Here is a 14,860-nt window from a genome sequence, read left to right as displayed (position 1 = left end):
CGCACGGGGCAGCCGATCCACGGATGTGCACGGACTGCCGCCGCCAGCGCGCGGCCGACCAGCGGCCGCCCGGCTTCGCGCACGAGCTGGCCGACGCCATCGCGCCGGGCCGCGCCGTCGAACCGGGCGCGGTCGACCACGCGCTGATCCTGAGCGAGGACCTGCAGCGCGTCATGAGCCACGTCGGCCGGGTCGCGCTGCTGATCGAGGACGCCACGCTGCTGCTGCGCGTGGCCCGGCGCGCGGGGCGCATCGACCCGGGCTTGCTCCTGCGCGTCAGCGAGGCCATCGCTGAGGCCCACGCGGCGACCTCTCATCGGTTGACCGGCACAAATGCCATACCGGAAGACCAAATCGGCAGCGATCATGGAGATACGTCAACACCGTTGGCCTACCGATCAGGCCTGGGCGCTGGAGGCACCCGTGATCCCGACCCGCCATGAGCTCGAGCTCTGCCCCGCCGGCTGCGGCCAGCTGGTGCTCATGACCACGACCGAGCACGGCCGCCGCATGCCCGTCGACGCCGAGCCCCACGAGATCGGCAACCAAGCCGTGTACCGCGACGCCCCCGGCCGGTGGCGATCCCGCTCCCTCGACGGCGCCGACGCCCGGCCGCTCGACCCGTGGGAGCACCGCTACCGCCCGCACATCGCCACCTGCCCGCGCCGCACCGTCCAGCAGCCCATCCCCGGACTGCCGGCGGGCGGCCGCCCCCGTACCCGCCGCCGGGCACCCGCCCGGCGCTACCCCCGATGGATGCCCCGATGACCGACACCACCACCGAGCGCCGCGCCGGCGCGCTCGGCCCGGCCGCCTACCGGGTGACCGCCACCCGCGTGTACGGCGGCGAGGACCCCTACCTGGTGCTGGAGTGCCCGCACGAGTGTGTGAGCAAGCTGCTCCACGGCCGCTACCGTGCCAGCGCTGACCTCGGCACACTCGTCATGGCTGCGATCAACCACGACCGTCGCCACACCGTCACCGAGCCGGACCAAGTGCCCGAGCTGTTGCGCGAGCAGATCGCCGAGCTCGGCGACTACCGGCTGTACCCCGACCTCGACACCCGCCCGTTCCTGCTGCTCAACTGCCCCTACCTCAAGAGCCCGGACAAGACCATGGACGCTCGCCGCTGCCCGGACACCGTCGACGGCCAATGCGTCGCGAACCTGCTGCCCGAGCAGGCGAGCCTCGCCGGCGTCGAGCTCGGCGAGCTGCTGCGGCTCGCCGCCGAGCACGAGGCGGCCCGCGCCCGAGCGCTCGCCGAGCAGCTCGGCGCTGGCGCTCGCGCCAAGCTCGTGGGCCACCTCGCCGCACTCCGCCAGATCTGGGCCGGACGGCAGCAGGAAGCCCTCTACACCCGCGACACCGCAGACAGCCCGAGCGCGGGGATCGCCGGCGCCCGCGCTGACCTGATCGGTCAGCTGCTCGCCGACCTCGACAAGGCGGTGGCCGGTGGCTGACTCGCGGATCATCGTCGCGATCGAGTTCGTGAACGGCGCCCGCCACCAGGCCGCCTGCCGAACGCAGAACTGCACAGCCGTGTTCGACAGCGGTCGATGGCGCGGCGGAGCACACAGCACCCGCGAGGCGGCCGACCTCGAGGCGCGTGGGCACCGGGACTGGCACCGCAGCCAGCGCGAGCAGGTGGTGGCCGGTGCCTAAGCCGACATACGTCACGTCCGCCCCGGCCGGGCTGGCCGGGGTCGTGCGCGAGGCCCGCGAGGAGCTCGGCATTACCCAGGAGCTGCTCGCCGGTCTCATCGGCCGCAGCCAGGACCACGTCAGCCGGTTCGAGCGGGGCTGGGGCCGCACCGACGCCCGCACCCTGGACCGGTGGGCGCACCAGCTCGGTTACCGCTGGGCCCTCGTACCGCTGGAGGCATCCGATGGCTCGGAGTAGCCGGCCCCGCCCGCTGCCGCCGCAGCCCGCGCCGCAGCTGCGCTGCATCTATGAGCTGCGGCCGTCCACCGGCTGGAGGTGGTACGCCAGCACCGGCGAGTGGGAGCGCGTCTGTGAGAGCCACAACAACCCGGTGGTCCGACGCCGCGGCGACTACATTCCCGACGCCGCCATCGTGGAGAGGCAGGACCCGTGAGACTGAACATGGACGATGACGCCCTGGCCGCCGCAGTCGACCTCATCGGCCGCACAGGCGCCCAGGGCTTCGAGATCGGCTACCTGCACGACGACGTGCCCATCGAAGCCGCGGGCTGGTACGCCCACGCCCAATACCGCGGCGCCCGCATCACCGAGGAGAACCACCGCGGCCCGATCGAGGCCGCCGAGGCGCTCGCCCGCCAGCTGCTCACCGGCGCCATGTGCAACCACTGCAAGAAGCTCGTCGCCCTGTCCGACGACGGCGCCGTCGCCTTCAACGGCACGCTGCTCGACGGCACCCGGTGGACCGCCGAACAGGCCCGGGCCGCCGGCCAATGCCGGTGGCGGCGTGTCGGCCCGCGCTGGGTACGCGGCTGCGAACGCACCGCCCCGCCTCGACCGAAGAGCAATCCCCGGCGGGTGAAGCGGAGGAAGCGTGGCTGACGACTACCAGCAGCGCGCCGAGGATGCCGAGCGCGAGGCACGCCAATGGCATAGGCGGGCCGTGCAGGCGGAGGCCCTGGTGGAGAGCATGTGCGAGCTGCTACGCCAAGCAGGACAGCCGTGCTCGACCTGCGAACGCTGGCACAAGGATGAGTGCTGGCGCCTGTGCCCGATCGACGGGACCTGCTGGGACCAGATCGACCGCCGCGGCATCTCCAGGGAGGTGCAGCGGCTCTACGTGGTCTACGAGTGCGGGCACACCTTCGACTCCCGCCTGCCCGGCGCCGATGAGCACCACGCGAGATTGAGAGCCCTTCACGTATGAGCGCGCAGCTGGCGATCTGGGAACTGCCGGCGCCGCCTCGGTGGCGCCCCCGGTATGTGCCGCGGTGCGAAGACTGCGGCCGGCGCATCTGGTCGCAGGCCGCGCTGCGCCGCAGGTTCGGCCGGCTCCTCGGCGGCCGCTGCCACCGCAAGCGCGCCCGCGCCGCCCGCCGGCTGATCGTCCCCATGACCATCGTCGTCCGCGACCCTGGCCACATCCCGGGCCAGGCCGAGATCGACCTACCGCAGGTGACAACATGATCATGCCCACTCCGAAGGCACCGGACCTGTCCGGCTGCTTGACCTTCATCGTCGGGCTCGCCGCCGGCGTCGCCGCCGTCGCCCAAGCGCTCACTGGCGACTGGGTCGCCGCCACTTGGGCGCTGGCCACCGCGTACCTGTGCCTGCGCCAGGGCTGGCACGAGCGCGAGCTGGCCGAGCTGCGCGACACCAGCAGGAGGACCCGGTGACCAAGGCCATCGGCTACGTCGTGGTCGAATACGACTCCTACGGCGGGCCCTGGCTGCCCTCACACGTCGACATCCACGACACCAGAGACGATGCCATCCGCTGCCACGACGAGTGGGGAGCCGACCTCGAGGGAGCCGGCCGCCCGGTCAACCTGGTCGTCACCGCTCTGGTCCCGATCGATGACACGGTGACTGGGTGACCGCAGCTGCAACCGAGGTCGGTGTCCTCGTCGACGAGCTCATGCCACTGCTGGCGGAGCTGTGGGACATGGTGCCCGAAACCGGCGGCTCGCCGTCGACGGGCACCATGTCCCACCACAAGGCCACCTCGTCGGCGCCGTGGAACCCGGACGCGGGTCCGCTGCTGTACTCCATCGCGCAGGAGGCGCGGAAGCTGGAGGCCTCGCTGCGGCGCGACGTCGCGGGGCGTCTCGGTCAACGCCGCGGCGGTAGCGACGCCAACACCACCGCGGCGCTGCGCTCCATCTGCAACCTCGCCTACGGCGTACCGGAACAGGACGCGCGCCGGGCGGCCCGCATCATCAGCCGATGGATCCGCACCGCCCGCCAGGTCATCGGCGAGGAGGAGCGGCCCCAGCTGCTGCCTGTCCGCCCGGGCAAGCGCAGGCCGCCGTGCCCGTATTGCGGCACTTTCAGCCTGCGTGTCGTCGTGCACGACAACGCCATTTGGTGCATCAATAGGGACGGGTGCAAGGACCACGATGGCAAACTCCCACGTGGCACCCTGCAGCGATCTGAGATGACGGGGGACGGCATGATCGTATGGCGGGACGGCCGCATCACACGGCACCGGGATCTGGCATGAGTGCCGGGTGGACCGTACGTGAGGCGGCCGAGGAGCTCGACCCGCGCATGGACGAGGACCGCGTCAAGTCCATGATCCACGCGTTTGCCTACGAGCCCATCGGGCAGCGTGCCGGCGGTCGCGGGCGGCCCGTCCCGGAGTACGACCAGGCCGCCATCATGCGTGCCCACGCTGCCATCACCGCGGTCACCGCCGGGCTTCTCCTGGGTGTCATCTGCCCGCCATCACCCCTCAACAGTTGACGATCAACGATTTATCTGGCTTAATTCCGCGGTAGAAGACGTATGCCCAAACCCGGCCAGCATGCCGGGTTTTCGCATGTCAGAGCCCCGCAGAAGGCGAGAGCTGCGGGCGTGGGGGATCCAAGGGCGGCAGAGTAAGGTGCCCCGGCTCTGCCGCCCGTTCCCCGGCCTTAGAGCTGGCGCATCAGTGCTGTCTTCTTCTCCTCGAACTCCGCCTGGGTGAGGACGCCGGCGTCGCGTAACTCGCCCAGCTTGCGGAGCTGGTCGTAGACGTCGCCCCCTGACGGAGCCGGAGCTGGTGCAGCGCCGCTCGGCCGGCCGGATGCCAGACGCTCGCGCAGCCTGTCGCCCAGCTGCTTGCCGTCCTGCTTGTCCATGCTCGTGATCTCGGCCTTGTTCCCCGACGCGAACACGGTCAGCGACCCCAACAGCATCCCGGAGCTCCACTCCACGCTGGAGATCTTTTCCAGAGGGAAGTCCTCCGTGGACTTCGACATGATGCCGTCCTTGACGAACAGCAGTCGCCGATCCGTGAGCGCCACCAGCCCTGTGCCCTGGCCGTACTGGCCGGCCGACATGAGCTGTACCTGCTCGCCCTCCCACAGGTACTCCACCAGGCGGCGGATCTCCCGCTTGGCGCCCATCTTGTTCCTCATCAGGCTGGCAGCGGCCTGGATGTCCGGTCGTAACTCGTCGCTCATACCTTCTCCTGGCTGACGTGGGGGACCCCCGATCCAACCCTCGAACGTAACCGCCCGGGGGCGCCCCTGTCCGGTGATCGGCCGGAGTGGAGGCGGCTATGCCCACGCGCGCGCCACGCAGGTGCACGGCAGCAGGCTGTCCCGCGGATGCCGTCTTCGATGGGCGATGCGCTACCCACCGCTACCCCGTCAGGCGAGGCAAGGCCAGGGCCAGGCCCTCCTCCCATGCCCAGGGCTACGACCGCAGATGGCGTGCCATCTCCGTGCGCATCCGACGCGAGCGGCCCTGGTGCGAGACACCTCGATGTGGCAACCCTTCGGAGCACGTCGACCACATCGACGGGGACAAGACCAACAACGAGGAGTGGAACCTGCAGGCCCTGTGCCGTAGCTGCCACTCACGCAAGACCGTCAAGCATGACGGTGGGTTCGGCAACGAGCGCACCCCCAGGCCCTGACGTTGCTGTCAGCATGGACGCATGAGACAACGTCTGCACGCTCTCGCGCGCCGCATGCTCGGCCACGCCTTCTACTGCACACGGTGTGGCGAGCGACTCGATGCGCACCTGTCGGTCTGGGCCGTGGCATCCCCGTCAGCGCTGGGCTTTCGGCACGCCTTGGCCTGTCGTGCGTACGGCCTACTCAAGGTGAAGTGACATAGCGTGACCACTTGACATGATCGTCCCCGGGGGAGGGGGGTGTTGATCATGATGGGGAGGGTGGGCGAACGCGCGGGGGGGAGCCCACGGAGAGCGTGACAGGTTTCGGGACCCGTTTTCGGGGATGATCTTGAGGGGGTGGTGACGGTGGGTAAGCGAGGCCCGGCGCCCAAACCGACGAACATTCGGTACCTGCACGGCGATCGCAAGGACCGGATCAACACTGACGAGCCGGTGCCGGCGGAAGTCGAGATCAAGATCCCGACCTGGTTGGCCGCCAGCGCCCGTTCGATCTGGCGGCAGTACGCGCCCGATCTGCAGAGCAAGGGCGTTCTGACCGCCTGGGATGTCGAGGCATTCGCGATCTTCTGCGACGCGGCGGACCGGCGCCGGCGCGCGGTGAAGGAACTGCGCGCCCACGGGGAGGTCAACCGGATCCCGATCATGGACATGCTCGGGAACGTCGCCGGCTACCGGCTGCAGAAGTCACCCTGGACGCTGGTGCTCAACGAGGCCGACGCACAGGTCCAGCGATACGGCGCCCGGTTCGGGCTGACGCCCAGCGACCGCTCCCAGCTGAAGGTCGGGGGAGGCGGGCACCGTGACCCGACGGAGGACCTCCTCACCTGAGCGGCGGCCGCCGAACCACGACAAGCACTGGCGGCCCGCCGACCGCAAGGGCCCGGTATGCGGGTTCACGCTGCGCGGCAAGACCTGCAGCAAGAAGGGCGCGCACTACTGCGAGCCGCGCGCCGACCGGTTCGTGCTGTTCTGTAGCGACCTGCTGGTCTTCACCAAGGGCCCGCACCGGCGCAAGCCGTTCATCCTGCGTTTCTGGCAGGAGCACGAGATCGCCCGGCCGCTGTTCGGCGAGGTCGTCTGGTCGGCCGAGTGGGAGCGGTACGTGCGCCGCTACCGCATCGCGCACATCGTCGTCGCCCGCAAAAACGGCAAGTCCGAGATCGCCGCGGCGATCCAGCTCTACCTCCTGGTCGGCGACGACGAGGAGTTCGCCGAGGTGTACTCCGCGGCCGCCGACAAGATCCAGGCGCGCAAGGTGTTCGAGCCGGCCGTGCGCATGGTGCAGCTGTCCACGCCGCTGGCCCGGCGGCTGAAGTTCCTCAAAGACGCCCAGCGCCTGGTCGACGAGAAGAGCAACAGCCACTACGAGGTCATCACCGCCGACGCGGACAAGGAGCTCGGCCACAACCCGCACGGCTTCAACCTCGACGAGGTGCTCAGCCAGCCGGACGGCTCGCTGTGGCAGGCGATGACCACCGCGGCGGGCGCCCGCGAGCAGGAGCTGATGTTCACCACGACCACCGAGACGAACGACTCGGCCAGCTTCGGCGCGGTGATGATCGACGATGCTGAGCGGGTGCAGGAGGATCCGGCCCGGGCGCCGCACGTCTTCAGCTTCGTGCGCAAGTTCCCGCGCACCGCCGAGCAGCTGGAGCGTCTGCGCCGGCTGTACGCCGGGCATCCTGATCTGCCGGTCAGCCTCGACCCGTATGACGAGCGCAACTGGAAGTGGCCGAACCCGGCGCTGGACGACTTCAAGTCGCGCGAGGCGATGCGCCGGCAGGCGATGGACGCCCGGGGCAGCAAGCTGAAGGAGAACGGCTTCCTGCAGTTTCAGCTGAACGTGCGTGTGCAGCAGGTCACCCGCTACATCTCCATGGACCTGTGGGACGCCTGCGTCGGTGAGGTCGCGCCGACGCCGGATTGGGTGCTGCCCAAGTTGGAGGGGCGCCGCTGCTGGGGCGGCCTGGACCTGTCCTCCAAGCTGGACCTGACGAGCTTCTGCCTGATGGCCGACAACGGCTGGGTGCGGTGGCGGCACTGGCTGCCCGAATCGATGGCGCCGATCCTCGACGAGCACACCGGCGGCCTGTTCTCCGAATGGGTCGACGACGGGTGGGTGAGCCTGACCGAGGGCGACACGATCGACTACGACGCGATCTACGACGCCATCGCCGAGGACCACGAGCGGATGCGCATCGTCGACATCACCTACGACAAGTGGTGCGGCGAGCCCGTCCGGCAGGAGATCGTCAAGCGCACCGGGCTGGTGATGTACGAGAGCAACACCACCTACGAGCGGATGACCGACCCGATGAAGGAGCTGGCCCGGCTGCTGAAGAAGCACGACGGCGAGTTCTCTCACGGCAGTGATCCGGTCGCCCGGTGGATGGCCGACAACCTGCAGGCGAAAAGCCCGTCGGATGACCCCGACCGGTACCGGCCGGTCAAGCCCGACCGCGACAAGGCCGGCGCCCGCATCGACGGCATGGTGACCCTGCTGTACGCGATCGACGGCCGCCGCCGAGCGCCCGCCGAGAGCATCTACCAGACGCGCGGTCTGACCGTGCTGTGAAAGGGGCGCCATGAAGCGGCTGCGCGAGTTCGCCGCCCAGCTCGACGGCATGGACGCGATCGCCATCGTGGCCACCTTCGCGCTGTTCTTCGGCCTGTGTATCGTCTTCGGGTTCGGCGTGGCGCTGATCGTGCATGGCGTCCTGGGCCTGGTCTTCGTGTTCGGGACCGAGCTGCTGGTCATGCGACGGACGGGAGGCTGAGCGTGGGTCTGATCCGGTCTGTGCTGCGCGCCACCAAGCATCCCTCGTTCGACCCGTCCCGGCCGGAGACGTCCCTGGTCAACGGCTGGTGGGCCGGCGACGGCCAGGCCTCCGCCGGGGTGTACGTGAATGAGGAGACCGCGCTGCACTACAGCCCGTTCTTCGCCGGCGTCCGGGTCATCTCCGAGGACCTCGCCTCGCTGCCTCTGATCACTTACGAGCGGCTGGCCCGGGGCAAGCGGCGCGCCACCGACCATCCTCTGTACGCGGTGCTGCACGACCAGCCCAACCCGTACATGAGCTCGGTCGCGCTGCGGGAGACGCTGCAGGGGCACGCGATGACCTGGCGCGGCGGCTACGCCAACATCGTCCGCAACGGCGCCGGCGACGTCGTCGAGCTGTGGCCGCTGCGGCCCGACCGCACCAAGCCGGAGATCACCCGAACCGGCGCCGGCCGGATGACGCTCATGTACCGCTACACCGACGACGTCAACGGCATCTACGTGATGCTGCACCCGGATGAGGTGCTGCACGTGCACGGCCTGGGCGGCAACGGCATCGAGGGCTACAGCCTGATCGGGCTGGCCCGCAAGTCCATCGGCCTGGGCCTGGCGGCCGAGGCATATGGTGCCAGCTTCTTCGGCAACTCGGCCCAGCCGGCCGGTGTGCTCAAGCACCCGGGCACGCTCGGCGACGGCGCGTCCAAGCGGTTGCGCGAGGGCTGGAACGAGATGCACCGCGGCCTGGACAACGCCCAGCGGGTCGCGATCCTCGAGGAGGGCATGGACTGGGAGACGATCGGCCTGCCGCCGGAGGACGCGCAGTTCCTGCAGACCAGAAAGTTCGGCGTCACCGACATGGCGCGCTGGCTGCGGCTGCCGCCGCACAAGGTCGGCGACCTGGAACACGCCACCTACTCCAACATCGAGCACCAGGCGCTCGACTACGTAACGTCGGCCCTGCGGATCTGGCTGGTGCGGTGGGAGCAGGCGATCCTGACCCGCGCGCTCACCTCGGCCGAGCGCGGCCGGTTCTTCGCTGAGCACCTGGTCGACGCGCTGCTGCGGGGCGACATCAAGTCCCGGTACGAGGCGTACGCGATCGCCCGCAACTGGGGCTGGGCCTCGGCCGATGATGTGCGGGAGATGGAGAACCAGAACCCGCTGCCCGACGGCCGCGGCGAGGTGTACCTGGTGCCGCTCAACATGGTGGCGGCCAAGACCCCGGCCGAGATCAAGGCCGACCAGACCAAGCCCGCCCCCAAACCGGCGCCCGGGCCGCCACCGCCTCCGGCTCCGGAGCCGGAGGACGACCCCGAGGGCGACCCGCGCGGGTACGGCTGGCGCGGCCGCGGGATCGCCGCCCGCCAGCGCATCGCCGAGCAGTACGCCGCCCTGATCGCCGAGGCCGACCTGAAGCTGGCCAAGTTCGAGCAGGACCGGGTGACCGCCCTGGCCGACGAGCATCTGGCCGACGGCGCCTCACCCGCGGAGTTCCTGGCCGCGCTCGAGGAGCTGTACCGCGGGCTGGTCACCGAACGCACCATGGCGGCGTGGCTGCCGATCATCACCGAGTTCGCCGCGGCGATCGCCGGCGACGCGGCCGCCGACGTCGGCCACGACGAGCCCATCGACCTGGCGGCGTGGGTGCAGCAGTACGTGGCCAGCCACGTCGGCTACCGCATCGCCTCCGAGCTCGGCCAGCTGACCGCCGCCGCCTCCGGCGCCGACGCCGCGGCCGCGGTGCTCGAGCGGCTGGCCCGGTGGGTGAGCGAGCGGCCGGATCGCATCGCCCGCTGGCAGGGCAACCAGCTACCCAACGCGGCCGCGCGCGAGGTGTGGCGGGCGGCCGGCATCCGCGCGGTCAAGTGGGTCACCTTCGGCTCCGACGACTGCCCGTTCTGCGACGCGATGGACGGCGCCACCACCGACATCGAGCAGCCGTTCGCGGCCAAGGGCAGCGAGCTCGGCCTGGCCGAGAAGCTGCAGATCAGCCGCGACATCCACCACCCGCCGCTGCACCCCGGCTGCGACTGCCAGATCGTGCCCGCCTGAGAAGGAGTGATCATGAAGACCGTGCACCTTCGGGGCTACACCGACCTGGCCCGGGCCACCGGAGAGGGCCCCATCCCGTTCGTCGCCGCGAACGCCGGCGTCAAGGGCGACGGACTGGACCTGCAGATGTCCGGCGTCGACCTGACCCGCTACCAGGCCAACCCGGTCGTCATGTACGACCACGAATACTGGGGGCGGGAGTCGCTCCCGATCGGCCGGTCGGAGAACGTCCGGGTCGACGGCGAGCAGCTGCGCGCCGAGCTGACCTTCGACCTGGAGGACGATTTCGCCCGCACCGTGGACCGGAAGATCCGCGGCCGCTTCCTCAACGCCGTCTCGATCGGGTTCGGCGCCTACAACATCGACGAGGCCGGCGTGCCCGAGCGGTGGGAGCTGTACGAGATCAGCGTCGTGCCGCTGCCGCTCGACCCCGACGCGATCGCCGACCCCGACCGGGCCGGCCAGTTCGCGCTCGCCCGCGCCCTCGGCATCGCCGGCGGCCGCGGCTCCGCTGGCGGCGCAGTCGACGAGCACACCGTCCGGCAGGCGATCGACTCGCTGCAGGCGCTGCTACCCACCCCGCCGCCTGGGCCCCGCCTGGATGCATCGGCGGCCGCCGACCGGGCGCGCCGGCTGCGCGCCCTCGAAGCATCGCTCTAACCCAAACGACCTCCGCCCCAGGACCATCAGGGCCCTGCGCTGGCGGCTGCCCGAAAACGAACTGGAGGCAAGGGTGGACGTCAACGCCCTCAAGCAGGAACGCGCCAAGCTGGCCAAGCAGGCGCGCGACATCCTCGACACCGCCCAGGCGGCCAGCCGGTCCATCACCGGCGAGGAAGAGGCCGAGTTCGACCGGCTCATGGAGCAGGCCGACAAGCTGGAGACCACGATCGCGCGGGAGGAGAAGGCGCGCGAGCTGGAGAAGCGCATCGCCGGCGACAACCCGCCCAAGAACGAGCCGAACGGGCCCGGCACCGGCAGCGAGGACGAGCGGCGGATGCGCGCCTGGCGCACCTACTGCCGCGACGGCCGCGCCGGCCTGACCGAGGAGCACGCCCGCGCGCTGAACATGGGCACCGACCCCGAGGGCGGCTACCTCGTGCCGCCCGTCCAGTGGGTCACCGAGATGCTGCAGGCCGTCGACGACGACGTGCCGCTGCGCGCCCTGGCCACCGTCATGGCTCTCACCGAGGGCGAAGGGCTCGGCGTGCCCACCCTGGACACCGACCTGGCCGACGCCGACTGGACCACCGAGCTGGCCACCGGCAGCCTGGACGACGCGCTGCGGTTCGGCGGCCGCGAGCTGTCGCCCAACCCGGTCGCCAAGCAGGTCAAGATCAGTCGCACGCTGCTGCGCCGCTCCAACCACAACCCTGAGCAGATCGTCCGCGACCGGATGGCCTACAAGTTCTCGGTCACCCAGGAGAAGGCGTTCATGACCGGCGACGGCAACAAGAAGCCGCTCGGCCTGTTCACCGCCTCCACCCAGGGCATCTCCACCGCCCGCGACGTCCAGACCGGCTCGGCGACCGACGTCACCGCCGACGGCCTCATCGACGCCAAGTACACCCTCAAGCCCCAGTACTGGGCGCGGGCGCGCTGGCTGTGGCACCGCGACGCGATCCGGCGCATCCGCAAGCTCAAGGACCTCAACGGCGTCTACATCTGGCAGGCCGGGCTCGCCTCCGACCGGCCCGACAGCATCCTCGACGTCCCCTACGTGGTGTCGGAGTGGGTGCCCAACACGTTCACGACCGGCCTGTACGTCGGCATGATCGCCGACTTCAGCTTCTACTGGATCGTCGACGCCCTCGACATGGAGGTGCAGCGCCTCGTCGAGCTGTACGCCACGGCCAACCAGGTCGGCTTTATCGGCCGCCTGGAGACCGACGGCATGCCGGTCCTGGAAGAGGCCTTCGTCCGCATCAAGACCAACTGAGAGGGTTCCATGTCCCGGTTCGACATCGTCAACGACATCTCCGCGGTCACCTCGCTACCTCCGGCCAGCCGGACGGCGAACGCGACCGTCAACGGCACCGGCGTGGACCTGGCGAACGTCAACGCGGCCGCGATCATCGTCACCACGGGAACCATCACCGATGGCTCGCACGCCATCACGATCGAGGACTCCGCGGACAACAGCAACTGGACCGCGGTGGCCGCGGACGAGCGGATCGGCAACCTGCCGACCGTCGTGGCCGCCGACGACAACACGGCGTTCAAGTTCGGCTACAAGGGCGCACGGCGCTACCTGCGGGTCAGCGTCACCACCTCCGGCTCCACCTCAGGCGGCGTGTTCGGCGCCGTGGTGGTGCGCGGCAAGCCCCGCCGTTACCCGGCCTGACCCCGCCCCGAGCTCCGGTGCCCGGGCCGGTCCCCCCGTACCGGCCCGGGCCCGGTCACCCTGAGAGGAACCCATGAAGATCAAGATGATGACGCTGTACGCCAGCGCCGAGCGCAGCGTGCAAGCGGGCGAGATCGCCCTGTTCCCCAACGAGGAGGCCGAGGCGCTGATCGAGGGCGGCTACGCCGTGCCGGTCGACGTGCCGGCCGACGGCGAGCAGGTGCGTACCCGGCCGGTGCCGCAGCCGCCCAAGGCAGGCCAGGAGCCCAAGACGCCGGCCAAGGCGCCGGCGAAGACGCCCGCCAAGGCACCGGCGAAGACCGCCAAGGACCCCGTACAGACGCCGGACAACGCCGGCGGCGGCGAGGGCCAGGGCGGCCCGGACAAGCCGGCGGAGTAGTCGATGCCGTACGCCGAGGCGGCCGAGCTCGGCGTGCTCATGGGCCGCGGCGACGCCGGCCTGGACGCGGCCGAGACCGCGCGCGCCGAGCTGCTGCTGCAGCTGGCCACCGGCGTCATCGACGACGAGACCGGCCAGTCGCTGACAATGGCCACCGACACCGTGACCCTCGACGGGTCCGGCCGGCACCGGCTGCTGCTGCCGCGCTGGCCCGTCACCGCGGTGGCCACGGTCACGGTCCTCGAGGACGACGATAGCGAGACCGACCTGGTGCACGGCGTCGACTACCGGTGGACGTCCTACGGCAGGCTGCGCCGCATCCGCGGCTGCTGGCCGTGCCGCGAGCAGGCCGTCGACGTCACCTACACCGCCGGCTACGACCCGATCCCGGACGGGGTGAAGGCGATGTGCCTGCGCCTGGCCCGGGCCGGGTGGGAGAACGGGGCCGGCAAGGAGTCGGAGCGGCTGGGCGACTGGGCGGCCAAGTGGGCCACCCCCGGCATGCTGCCGACCACCGGCGAGTTGCGCACCCTGTCCATCTACCGGGCCCGCACATGATCGACCACCTGCTGAACGTGAGCCTGACGCACCGGCGGCCGGTCACCGTCCGCGACAGCGGCGGCGGCCAGTCCACCACGTGGCTGCCGCTCGGCACCGTCCGCGGCCGCGTCTCCCAGCCCACATCAAGCGTGGAGCGGGAGGAGGCCGACCAGCACGGCGCCGACCTCACCTACCCGGTGTACCTGGGGCCGCGCGCGGACGTACGCCGCGGCGACGAGCTGCTCGACGTGGTGGGCGGCGGCCGCATGTTCGAGGTGCTGGCCGTCTACCCGCCGTCGCAGCCGATCTACCTGCGCGCCGACTGCCGGCTGCGGCAGAGCGAGGAGGAGGGGCTGTGAAGATCGACGTAGACGCGGCCGCGGTCCGCCGGCAGCTGTACCGCCTGTTCCACGACGTCGACGAGGCCGGCGCCGACGTGGCGGCCGAGTGGGCCGCCCATGTGCAGGGCCACGCCGTCGATCACGTCGCCGTCGACACCGGGTTCCTGGGCGTGCACATCGACAAGAAGGTGTCGCGCAAGCGGATGGACGCCACCGTCGGTGTGTTCGAGCCGGACGGCTACTACGGCGACTTCATCGAGCGCGGCACCGAGTCGATCACCGCTGACCCGTTCCTGGAGCCCGCGGCCGAGGACGGCAACGACCGGCTGCCGGAGCTGACCCGGGCGGCGCTGGATCGGCATCTGCCCTCGTGAGCGCCATCTGGCCGGTGCAGCAGGCCATCTACGCCCGCCTCACCGCGGACGCGCCGCTGATGGGACTGATCGACGGCGTCTACGACGAGGTGCCCGAAGCCAAGGACAAGCCGTACATCGTGTTCGCCGAGATCACCGAGAAGGACGACTCGACGCACGACCGGCGTGGGTTCGAGCTGATGGTCACCCTCAACATCTGGTCCGCCTACCGGGGGTTCGGCCAGATCGGCCAGGTCCTCACCAACGTCGACCGGGTGCTGCACCGGGTGCAGCTGGACGTCGCCGGCTGGGAGCTGATCAGTATCGCCCGCCAGCCCGCCCCCCAGCAGAGCGCCGGGGTGCGGCGGGTGGCCGACCCGAACATCCGACAGGGCCAGGCGCGCTTTCGCGTCTGGGTCACCGAGCCCCGATAGCTCGGCCCCGATGGCTGGGCCCGATAGCCAGCCCCGATCAGCAGCACAGAT

The 14,860-nt window shown here is 70.6% G+C and carries 27 protein-coding genes; 26 read left to right on the top strand and 1 reads right to left on the bottom strand.

Annotated features, from left to right (window positions below; all coding sequences use genetic code 11):
• Positions 1-23 precede the first annotated feature (23 nt).
• The 13 genes from OHA25_RS08655 to OHA25_RS08595 are packed head-to-tail and all read left to right on the top strand — an operon-like array spanning position 24 to position 4,404.
• Positions 24-443: a hypothetical protein gene (locus OHA25_RS08655; RefSeq protein WP_327587067.1), complete on the top strand. Its 420-nt coding sequence runs from the start codon at positions 24-26 to the stop codon at positions 441-443.
• Positions 424-768 carry a hypothetical protein gene (locus OHA25_RS08650; protein ID WP_327587066.1) on the top strand — a complete coding sequence of 115 codons (345 nt, stop codon included), beginning with the start codon at positions 424-426 and terminating at the stop codon, positions 766-768. Before OHA25_RS08655 ends, OHA25_RS08650 begins: the two co-directional genes overlap by 20 nt.
• On the top strand, positions 765-1,460 hold the full coding sequence (locus OHA25_RS08645; RefSeq protein ID WP_327587065.1) for a hypothetical protein: 696 nt from the start codon (positions 765-767) through the stop codon (positions 1,458-1,460). Before OHA25_RS08650 ends, OHA25_RS08645 begins: the two co-directional genes overlap by 4 nt.
• Complete coding sequence (locus OHA25_RS08640; protein ID WP_327587064.1) at positions 1,453-1,662, top strand: hypothetical protein; 210 nt, start codon at positions 1,453-1,455, stop codon at positions 1,660-1,662. The genes OHA25_RS08645 and OHA25_RS08640 overlap by 8 nt, the downstream gene beginning before the upstream one ends.
• Positions 1,655-1,900: a helix-turn-helix domain-containing protein gene (locus OHA25_RS08635; RefSeq protein WP_327587063.1), complete on the top strand. Its 246-nt coding sequence runs from the start codon at positions 1,655-1,657 to the stop codon at positions 1,898-1,900. The genes OHA25_RS08640 and OHA25_RS08635 overlap by 8 nt, the downstream gene beginning before the upstream one ends.
• Positions 1,887-2,096, top strand: coding sequence for a hypothetical protein (locus OHA25_RS08630; protein ID WP_327587062.1), 210 nt, complete (start codon positions 1,887-1,889; stop codon positions 2,094-2,096). Before OHA25_RS08635 ends, OHA25_RS08630 begins: the two co-directional genes overlap by 14 nt.
• The gene (locus tag OHA25_RS08625) at positions 2,093-2,542 is read left to right on the top strand and encodes a hypothetical protein (RefSeq protein ID WP_327587061.1); all 450 of its coding nucleotides are present in this window, start codon (positions 2,093-2,095) and stop codon (positions 2,540-2,542) included. Before OHA25_RS08630 ends, OHA25_RS08625 begins: the two co-directional genes overlap by 4 nt.
• The gene (locus tag OHA25_RS08620; protein WP_327587060.1) at positions 2,535-2,867 is read left to right on the top strand and encodes a hypothetical protein; all 333 of its coding nucleotides are present in this window, start codon (positions 2,535-2,537) and stop codon (positions 2,865-2,867) included. Before OHA25_RS08625 ends, OHA25_RS08620 begins: the two co-directional genes overlap by 8 nt.
• On the top strand, positions 2,864-3,127 hold the full coding sequence (locus tag OHA25_RS08615) for a hypothetical protein (RefSeq protein WP_327587059.1): 264 nt from the start codon (positions 2,864-2,866) through the stop codon (positions 3,125-3,127). The genes OHA25_RS08620 and OHA25_RS08615 overlap by 4 nt, the downstream gene beginning before the upstream one ends.
• On the top strand, positions 3,124-3,336 hold the full coding sequence (locus tag OHA25_RS08610; RefSeq protein ID WP_327587058.1) for a hypothetical protein: 213 nt from the start codon (positions 3,124-3,126) through the stop codon (positions 3,334-3,336). The genes OHA25_RS08615 and OHA25_RS08610 overlap by 4 nt, the downstream gene beginning before the upstream one ends.
• Positions 3,333-3,536: a hypothetical protein gene (locus OHA25_RS08605; RefSeq protein WP_327587057.1), complete on the top strand. Its 204-nt coding sequence runs from the start codon at positions 3,333-3,335 to the stop codon at positions 3,534-3,536. The genes OHA25_RS08610 and OHA25_RS08605 overlap by 4 nt, the downstream gene beginning before the upstream one ends.
• A complete protein-coding gene (locus OHA25_RS08600) occupies positions 3,533-4,162 on the top strand; it encodes a hypothetical protein (RefSeq protein ID WP_327587056.1) in 630 nt (209 codons plus the stop codon). Before OHA25_RS08605 ends, OHA25_RS08600 begins: the two co-directional genes overlap by 4 nt.
• Positions 4,159-4,404 carry a hypothetical protein gene (locus OHA25_RS08595; protein WP_327587055.1) on the top strand — a complete coding sequence of 82 codons (246 nt, stop codon included), beginning with the start codon at positions 4,159-4,161 and terminating at the stop codon, positions 4,402-4,404. Before OHA25_RS08600 ends, OHA25_RS08595 begins: the two co-directional genes overlap by 4 nt.
• A 170-nt stretch (positions 4,405-4,574) precedes the next feature.
• Here OHA25_RS08595 and OHA25_RS08590 read toward each other — a convergent pair whose 3' ends face one another.
• Complete coding sequence (locus OHA25_RS08590) at positions 4,575-5,105, bottom strand: PH domain-containing protein (RefSeq protein ID WP_327587054.1); 531 nt, start codon at positions 5,103-5,105, stop codon at positions 4,575-4,577.
• 263 nt (positions 5,106-5,368) lie between these two features.
• On the opposite strand from OHA25_RS08590, the gene OHA25_RS08585 reads away from it, so the two are divergent.
• The 13 genes from OHA25_RS08585 (at position 5,369) to OHA25_RS08525 (ending at position 14,809) form a co-directional block, all read left to right on the top strand.
• Positions 5,369-5,563 carry an HNH endonuclease signature motif containing protein gene (locus tag OHA25_RS08585; protein ID WP_327587053.1) on the top strand — a complete coding sequence of 65 codons (195 nt, stop codon included), beginning with the start codon at positions 5,369-5,371 and terminating at the stop codon, positions 5,561-5,563.
• Between the two features lie 348 nt (positions 5,564-5,911).
• Positions 5,912-6,394 (top strand): phage terminase small subunit P27 family, encoded by a 483-nt coding sequence (locus OHA25_RS08580; RefSeq protein WP_327587052.1) that lies wholly within the window; start codon positions 5,912-5,914, stop codon positions 6,392-6,394.
• Positions 6,366-8,141, top strand: coding sequence for a terminase large subunit (locus OHA25_RS08575; protein ID WP_327587051.1), 1,776 nt, complete (start codon positions 6,366-6,368; stop codon positions 8,139-8,141). Before OHA25_RS08580 ends, OHA25_RS08575 begins: the two co-directional genes overlap by 29 nt.
• A 10-nt stretch (positions 8,142-8,151) precedes the next feature.
• Complete coding sequence (locus OHA25_RS08570; RefSeq protein ID WP_327587050.1) at positions 8,152-8,343, top strand: hypothetical protein; 192 nt, start codon at positions 8,152-8,154, stop codon at positions 8,341-8,343.
• Positions 8,344-8,345: 2 nt separating this feature from the next.
• A complete protein-coding gene (locus OHA25_RS08565) occupies positions 8,346-10,397 on the top strand; it encodes a phage portal protein (protein WP_327587049.1) in 2,052 nt (683 codons plus the stop codon).
• A gap of 12 nt (positions 10,398-10,409) precedes the next feature.
• Entirely contained in the window at positions 10,410-11,057 is a 648-nt protein-coding gene (locus OHA25_RS08560) for an HK97 family phage prohead protease (protein WP_327587048.1), read from the top strand.
• A 73-nt stretch (positions 11,058-11,130) separates the two neighbouring features.
• A complete protein-coding gene (locus OHA25_RS08555) occupies positions 11,131-12,336 on the top strand; it encodes a phage major capsid protein (protein WP_327587047.1) in 1,206 nt (401 codons plus the stop codon).
• Between the two features lie 9 nt (positions 12,337-12,345).
• Positions 12,346-12,741 (top strand): hypothetical protein, encoded by a 396-nt coding sequence (locus OHA25_RS08550; protein WP_327587046.1) that lies wholly within the window; start codon positions 12,346-12,348, stop codon positions 12,739-12,741.
• Between the two features lie 73 nt (positions 12,742-12,814).
• Positions 12,815-13,141 carry a hypothetical protein gene (locus OHA25_RS08545; protein ID WP_327587045.1) on the top strand — a complete coding sequence of 109 codons (327 nt, stop codon included), beginning with the start codon at positions 12,815-12,817 and terminating at the stop codon, positions 13,139-13,141.
• A 3-nt stretch (positions 13,142-13,144) separates the two neighbouring features.
• On the top strand, positions 13,145-13,699 hold the full coding sequence (locus OHA25_RS08540) for a hypothetical protein (protein WP_327587044.1): 555 nt from the start codon (positions 13,145-13,147) through the stop codon (positions 13,697-13,699).
• The gene (locus OHA25_RS08535; RefSeq protein WP_327587043.1) at positions 13,696-14,040 is read left to right on the top strand and encodes a head-tail adaptor protein; all 345 of its coding nucleotides are present in this window, start codon (positions 13,696-13,698) and stop codon (positions 14,038-14,040) included. Before OHA25_RS08540 ends, OHA25_RS08535 begins: the two co-directional genes overlap by 4 nt.
• Positions 14,037-14,396: a hypothetical protein gene (locus OHA25_RS08530; RefSeq protein WP_327587042.1), complete on the top strand. Its 360-nt coding sequence runs from the start codon at positions 14,037-14,039 to the stop codon at positions 14,394-14,396. Before OHA25_RS08535 ends, OHA25_RS08530 begins: the two co-directional genes overlap by 4 nt.
• Positions 14,393-14,809 (top strand): DUF3168 domain-containing protein, encoded by a 417-nt coding sequence (locus OHA25_RS08525; RefSeq protein ID WP_327587041.1) that lies wholly within the window; start codon positions 14,393-14,395, stop codon positions 14,807-14,809. The genes OHA25_RS08530 and OHA25_RS08525 overlap by 4 nt, the downstream gene beginning before the upstream one ends.
• Positions 14,810-14,860: the final 51 nt, after the last annotated feature.

The organism is Nonomuraea sp. NBC_00507 (assembly GCF_036013525.1).
In the GTDB taxonomy this organism is placed as follows: Bacteria; Actinomycetota; Actinomycetes; order Streptosporangiales; family Streptosporangiaceae; genus Nonomuraea.
This window is presented reverse-complemented; position numbering and strand designations above follow the sequence as displayed.

What these genes read in the sequence shown, in the direction of transcription:
- OHA25_RS08655 (WP_327587067.1), top strand. Translation starts at nt 24, where the DNA reads ATGTGCACGGACTGCCGCCGCCAGCGCGCGGCCGACCAGCGGCCGCCC.
- OHA25_RS08645 (WP_327587065.1), top strand. Translation starts at nt 765, where the DNA reads ATGACCGACACCACCACCGAGCGCCGCGCCGGCGCGCTCGGCCCGGCC.
- OHA25_RS08630 (WP_327587062.1), top strand. Translation starts at nt 1,887, where the DNA reads ATGGCTCGGAGTAGCCGGCCCCGCCCGCTGCCGCCGCAGCCCGCGCCG.
- OHA25_RS08615 (WP_327587059.1), top strand. Translation starts at nt 2,864, where the DNA reads ATGAGCGCGCAGCTGGCGATCTGGGAACTGCCGGCGCCGCCTCGGTGG.
- OHA25_RS08610 (WP_327587058.1), top strand. Translation starts at nt 3,124, where the DNA reads ATGATCATGCCCACTCCGAAGGCACCGGACCTGTCCGGCTGCTTGACC.
- OHA25_RS08595 (WP_327587055.1), top strand. Translation starts at nt 4,159, where the DNA reads ATGAGTGCCGGGTGGACCGTACGTGAGGCGGCCGAGGAGCTCGACCCG.
- OHA25_RS08590 (WP_327587054.1), bottom strand. Translation starts at nt 5,105, where the DNA reads ATGAGCGACGAGTTACGACCGGACATCCAGGCCGCTGCCAGCCTGATG.
- OHA25_RS08570 (WP_327587050.1), top strand. Translation starts at nt 8,152, where the DNA reads ATGAAGCGGCTGCGCGAGTTCGCCGCCCAGCTCGACGGCATGGACGCG.
- OHA25_RS08560 (WP_327587048.1), top strand. Translation starts at nt 10,410, where the DNA reads ATGAAGACCGTGCACCTTCGGGGCTACACCGACCTGGCCCGGGCCACC.
- OHA25_RS08550 (WP_327587046.1), top strand. Translation starts at nt 12,346, where the DNA reads ATGTCCCGGTTCGACATCGTCAACGACATCTCCGCGGTCACCTCGCTA.
- OHA25_RS08545 (WP_327587045.1), top strand. Translation starts at nt 12,815, where the DNA reads ATGAAGATCAAGATGATGACGCTGTACGCCAGCGCCGAGCGCAGCGTG.
- OHA25_RS08540 (WP_327587044.1), top strand. Translation starts at nt 13,145, where the DNA reads ATGCCGTACGCCGAGGCGGCCGAGCTCGGCGTGCTCATGGGCCGCGGC.
- OHA25_RS08535 (WP_327587043.1), top strand. Translation starts at nt 13,696, where the DNA reads ATGATCGACCACCTGCTGAACGTGAGCCTGACGCACCGGCGGCCGGTC.